This window comes from Gluconobacter japonicus (assembly GCF_002723975.1).
GTDB lineage: Bacteria > Pseudomonadota > Alphaproteobacteria > Acetobacterales > Acetobacteraceae > Gluconobacter > Gluconobacter japonicus.
The window spans coordinates 1-5,908 of the sequence record NZ_BEWO01000050.1 but is presented as its reverse complement, the minus strand read 5'-3'; the positions used below and the strand labels follow the sequence as shown (position 1 = coordinate 5,908).

The window sequence follows — 5,908 nt, the reverse complement described above, 5'->3', positions numbered from 1 at the left end:
GGTCTGGCTTATCAGTTCTGATCAGGATTACGACGCACGATCCAAAGTAGTGGTGCGCCGTGTCTCCAATACTACCCCAGGGCGAATTCTACCAACTCGGCCGCAAGCCTTTCGGGGTCAGGAATACGATAATTCATGTGGAAGCCATGGCCTGCCCCCATACGCTCCAACCCTGCAGAATCGTAAAAATACCGGGCATCATTACCGTTGACCATGTCGATCAAACACTGATTGACCCATATGTCCGGCCCATGAGCCAGAGTAATGACTCTTCGCTGCGGAAAGAACGCACTCATGTGAAGGCATGCGTCATTATAGGCAATAACGAGCGGATTTGACGCCCAAAGCTTGAGCTGCTCCCTAAATGTCATCTGATGAGGGTGAATGATCCCAATCCCGCGTTCCCGCAGCAGGGCCGTCAATGCAGCTTCATTTTCAACCCGGACATTTCCCGTTTTCAAGGTTTCTTGGGAGAAGAACAGAACCCGCCCCGGCTGAGCCTGCCCCCCCTCGGGCAAAAGTTGGCGCCCCACATGGTGAGCCAGATCTGCAAAAACAGAATGAACCAGCGAGAGTTCTTCAAACGCAGCGGAAGCTACAGTAATTCTGGGAAAGCGAACGGGCGCAAGAACACGCAGAAAGTTCTGCTCTGTCAGGCCCAGTGCTGTCACAATGCTTCGAAAATAATCTTCCTGCATCAGCTCTGTGATGGAATGTGGACTACTGAAAGCGACACGGAGTCCGGTTCTTCGATAGGGCGGTAAACTCCAGAAGCGCGAAAAAGAATTGATCAGAAAATGACCACAGGACGATTTATCCAGATTGCCTGCAAAGACATAATCAAAAGCCTCACTGACAACAGGGCATTCCGGGATGGACTGAGCGGCCCGGACACACAGTGGCGTATGCAGCGCTCCTGCCCCGGTATAGATCATGGCTTCTGGGACTGTGCGACCTGAAGGATCAAAAAGTCCCCATTCCGGCCCACTTCCTGGGGGAATAAAGACAGCGTTCCTGACTTCCCGCTGATTGGGAAGGTCCTGAATCAGAAGCTTTCTGCCGACAAAACCCGTACAGTCTTTCAGGGGCATATCCTGACCTTTCCGCAGCATGGAGCGACCTTTGAAAAGGCCGCACAGACAGTCTTCTCATGTGTTTCGCCTGCATCTTCCGCCACATCAAGTCTGCCTCTCAGCACAAAGAATGATGCAGAACAGATGACAGCGGGGAAGCACACTGTTAGAAAGCGCGCAATTCTCCCCCTGACGGATACCGGACGAGGCCGTTTTCATGAAGATCGTTGCCTGCAACAGTAATCTGCCGCTGGCCCGTGCGGTGGCGAACGAACTGCGGATGCCCCTGTGCAAAACCGTGGTCAAGCGCTTTGCCGATGGTGAAGTATTTGTCGAGATCCAGGAAAATGTCCGAGGTGAGGATGTTTTCGTCGTGCAGAGCACCTGCATGCCGACGAACGACCATCTCATGGAGCTTCTGGTTATGCTGGACGCGCTGCGTCGCGGCTCCGCCAAGCGCGTAACGGCGGTCATGCCATATTTCGGCTATGCCCGTCAGGACCGTAAATCTGGCCCGCGTACGCCCATCAGCGCCAAATTGGTAGCGAACCTGCTGACCGAAGCTGGCGCCAACCGTATCCTGACGATGGATCTGCACGCCATGCAGATCCAGGGATTCTTCGATATCCCGACGGACAACCTTTACGCAGCGCCGCTCTTTGTCCGCGACCTCAAGACGCGTCTGCCAGACCGTGAGCTGATGATCGTCTCCCCGGATGTGGGCGGTGTGGTTCGTGCCCGTCAGTTGGCGCAGCGACTGAACGTAGACCTGGCCATCATTGACAAGCGTCGTGAGCGCGCTGGCGTTTCGGAAGTCATGAACGTCATCGGGGATGTTTCCGGGCGCTATTGTGTGCTGGTGGATGACATCGTGGACAGTGGCGGATCACTCTGCAACGCGGCCAATGCCCTGATGAGCCGTGGTGCGGAAGGCGTTGAAGCCTATGTCACTCACGGCGTTCTGACTGGCAATGCGTGCGAACGCGTGAAAAACAGTCCTCTGAACATGCTAACCCTGACGGACAGCATCCCGGCTACTCAGGCGCTGCTTGACACGCCAAACATTCGCCAGATTACGACTGCTAATCTTCTGGCCCGCGCCATGAGCGCTGTCGCAGACGAAAGCTCGGTCTCCTCTCTCTTCGACTGAGTTTTCCCCAACTCCGAAGGTTTCACTATGCCGAAGATCATTGCCAAGCCTTACTGGTATCTCCGTCATGGTGAAACTGACTGGAATCTCCGGGGCCTCTCACAGGGCCGGACAGATATTCCCCTGAACTCGACCGGCCTGGCTCAGGCCGAGCGCGCCGGACAGGTTTTCTCGAGACTGTTCCACAATGGCGAAAAGCCATTCGATCGGATTATTGCCTCCCCCCTTTCCCGGGCGCTGGTCACCGCTGAACACACCCGCGATGCCATCCGCTCAAGCGGAGGGCCTGACCTTCCCCTGATTATTGATCCGGAACTCAAGGAAGTCTGCTTCGGTGTTCAGGAAGGCCAACCCATGGGGGAGTGGTACGATCCATGGATTGAAGAGGGTTACACTCCTGAAGGTGCCGAAAGCTTTGCCACACTTCAGGCGCGCGCGGTGGGTGCTGTGAATCAGACCCTGAGAGAGAGCGGCACACCCCTGTTCGTCGCGCATGGTGCCCTGTTCCGGAGTCTGCGTGCCGGAATGGGCCTTCCCGTGAATGTTCGACTGCCCAATGCCATTCCACTTTATCTGACGCCCTCCGAAACCGGATGGTCCATCCTCCCTCATGTTCCGGAAACGGTTTGAAGGCAGGCCGATACTCTAAAATGTTGTCTGGTGAAACAAGACGTTTCTGACGACTGTCTTGGAGGCGATACGTTTGAACGCATGGGGCATATTTGCCCCTTGTGTGTATCGCAGGAGACATTTAGGCCAGAAAGGACTTTGATTTATACACCGGAACTTGTTGTATGATGCGCTTACGCCTTCTGGTCGCACTGACGGCTTTCAGCGGGCTGGTCTCTCCAGCCCTCGCCCAACCACAGCCGACACCATTACCGCTGCCACCAGCCGTCCCAGATCCGCAGGACAAGCCCTTTCCGGGCACTCTTTCAGTCTCGGTTGATGCCACAGACACCGCACACCACATCATGTCCATTCATGAAACGGTTCCGGTTCCGAAAGAGGCCGTACAGAAGGGCGAAATGATCCTTTTGTATCCTATGTGGATTCCGGGAGATCATTCTCCTACCGGCGTTATTGAACAGCTTGGCAGCCTAAAGGTTCAGTCTGGCGGAAAAACCATTTCCTGGAAGCGCGATAACGTCAATGTCGCAGCTTTCCACATTCCGGTTTCCGCAACCACACCGACGCTGGATCTGCATTTCCAGCTTCTGTCACCCGTGACGCCCGATCAGGGCCGCGTTGTCATGACGCCTTCGATCGTGAATGTGCAGTGGGATCAGGTTTCGCTTTATCCGGCTGGCTATTTTACACGAGACATTACAGTAAAACCGAGTGTTCTGGTTCCACATGGCTGGCAGATTGGCTCCGCTCTCCGTGCTCCTACCTACGGGGACGAGACCCATTTCAACGCCACAACTTACAACACACTGGTTGATTCCCCGATTTATGCAGGTCGCTATTTCCGGAAAATCGACCTGACAGGGCCGGACCATGTGCCAGTTGCTCTGAATGTCGTAGCAGATGATCCAGACTCCCTGAATGCCACTCCCTCGCAGATCGAAGCGCATAAAAATCTGGTCCGCCAGGCGACAACACTCTTCGGCTCTCATCATTACGACCATTACGACTTCCTGCTCGCCCTGACGGAAGAGCTGGGTATGATCGGTCTTGAGCATCACCAGTCCAGCGAAAATGCAGCAGCTCCGGGGTATTTCACGGAATGGGACAAAACCTTCCCCGAACGCGACCTTCTGGCCCATGAGTACACCCATTCCTGGAACGGAAAATATCGCCGCCCGGCAGATATGTGGGCACCGAACTTTAACGTTCCGCAGCGCGGATCCCTACTCTGGGTTTATGAAGGTCAAACCCAGTACTGGGGCAATGTTCTGGCCGCCCGCTCAGGTCTCGTGACGAAAGATCAGGGTTTCGAAGCTCTGGCCTACATGGCAGCGACTTACGACAATCAGTCCGGCCGTCTCTGGCGCCCGCTTGAAGACACCACTAATGATCCGGTCATTGCCCAGCGTGCTCCTTTGTCATGGCGGGACTGGCAGCGCTCAGAAGATTATTACGTCGAAGGGCAGTTGGTCTGGCTGGATGCTGACACATTGATCCGAAAGCTGTCGAACGGACAGAAATCTCTGGATGATTTCGCCAAAGCTTTCTTCGGCACCAATAACGGCAGCTTCATTGTCAGCCCTTATCAGTTCGATGAAGTTGCTGCGACGCTCAACAGCATCCAGCCCTATGACTGGGCGAAATTTTTGCATGACCGTCTGGATACGATCCAACCACACGCCCCCCTGGATGGCCTGAAGAACGGCGGCTACAAGCTTGTTTATACGGACAAGCCAACCTCCTTCGTCAAAGCATCGGAAGGAATGCGTCACGGTCTGGACCTGACATTCTCTCTGGGAATGAGCGTCACCAAGTCCGGCAAGACCGCTCGCGTTCACTGGATGAGCCCCGCCTTCAAAGCCGGTCTGACATCTGGGGAAACCATTCTTGCTGTCAATGACATGGACTACACTAGCGAACGTCTGCGTCATGCCATTACAGACGCCCAGAAAGATCCAAAGCAGACGATCCGTCTGGTTGTGAAATCAGGGGAACATATCAATACGGTTTCCATCCCCTATCATGAGGGTCTACGTTATCCTCATCTAGAACGTGTCGATGGCACCACTGATTACCTGAGCGCTATTTACACGCCGCGCTAAGGACACAGTCGGGATGGTTTTATCCATCCCGACTTTCAACCCAGACTATGATAAGACGCCAGAAGTGCCTGTAATTTCGTGGGGCTTTGTGGACGCCCGAGCAGATAGCCCTGAGCAAAGGCGATACCGTTCTGCTCCAGCCAACTCAATTGTTCGTCCGTTTCCACACCCTCAGCCACAACGTAAACATTCATATCACAGGCCAGACGCGCAATCGTCCGTACAATGGCTGCAACTTTCTGGGACTGGACAATGTCGCGTGTAAAAGACGCATCAACTTTGATTCCATCCACATCAAAGCCCCGTAGATAAGTCAGAGACGAATACCCGGTTCCGAAATCATCCAGTACCAGCCGTACGCCTCTCGCCCGGATCGCGGCAAGCTGCGTCAGGGTCCGCGTTGTCTCAGCAAGAAATACACTTTCCGTCACTTCCAGAATAAGCCGCTCCGCTGGGAAGGACGTTTGTAAGAGACACTCCTGAATTAAAGCTGGCAGCCGCCCGGAACGAAGCTGTTTCGGAGAAATATTAACCGCCACAGGAAGCGGTACAGGCCACTTCATCGCTTCACTACATGCTGCGTACAGAACATAGGCGCCAAGCTCTTCAATAAGATCGCAGCTTTCTGCTGTCGCAATAAAAGCATTAGGGCCGACCACACCATCCGTTGGGTGCTGCCAGCGAACAAGCGCCTCTACAGAGATTGGTCTGCGTGTAAGGGTATCAAAAATGGGTTGATAATCGAGAAAGAACTCATTTCTTTCCAGAGATTTGGTCAAATCATCCCTCAACCTGATCCGATTGAAATAACTGACTTCCATCCCGGTCTCGAAAAGGCAGCAGATGTTTCGCCGCTCTTTGGCAGCATACAGAGCAAGATCGGATCTTCGGAACAGAAGGTCTGTTGTTTCTCCATGAACGGGAGAGACTGCAATTCCGATGCTGACACTTGG

At 54.1% G+C, this 5,908-nt stretch carries 5 protein-coding genes; 3 read left to right on the top strand and 2 right to left on the bottom strand.

All coding sequences use genetic code 11. The annotated features are described in order from the left end of the window. Nucleotides 1-71: 71 nt before the first annotated feature. The gene (locus GJA01_RS14830) at nucleotides 72-1,112 is read right to left on the bottom strand and encodes a glycosyltransferase family 61 protein (protein ID WP_255312288.1); all 1,041 of its coding nucleotides are present in this window, start codon (nucleotides 1,110-1,112) and stop codon (nucleotides 72-74) included. 178 nt (nucleotides 1,113-1,290) lie between these two features. Here GJA01_RS14830 and GJA01_RS14825 point away from each other — a divergent pair, with 178 nt between their 5' ends. The 3 genes from GJA01_RS14825 (at nucleotide 1,291) to GJA01_RS14815 (ending at nucleotide 4,955) form a co-directional block, all read left to right on the top strand. Then, nucleotides 1,291-2,223, top strand: coding sequence for a ribose-phosphate pyrophosphokinase (locus GJA01_RS14825; protein WP_007284050.1), 933 nt, complete (start codon nucleotides 1,291-1,293; stop codon nucleotides 2,221-2,223). A 27-nt stretch (nucleotides 2,224-2,250) separates the two neighbouring features. Then, a complete protein-coding gene (locus GJA01_RS14820) occupies nucleotides 2,251-2,853 on the top strand; it encodes a histidine phosphatase family protein (protein ID WP_062502438.1) in 603 nt (200 codons plus the stop codon). Between the two features lie 164 nt (nucleotides 2,854-3,017). After that, nucleotides 3,018-4,955: a M61 family metallopeptidase gene (locus tag GJA01_RS14815; protein WP_062502439.1), complete on the top strand. Its 1,938-nt coding sequence runs from the start codon at nucleotides 3,018-3,020 to the stop codon at nucleotides 4,953-4,955. 35 nt (nucleotides 4,956-4,990) lie between these two features. Here the strand turns inward: GJA01_RS14815 and GJA01_RS14810 are convergent. Beyond that, a partial coding sequence (locus GJA01_RS14810; RefSeq protein WP_145993811.1) for a putative bifunctional diguanylate cyclase/phosphodiesterase occupies nucleotides 4,991-5,908 on the bottom strand: 918 nt, incomplete at its 5' end.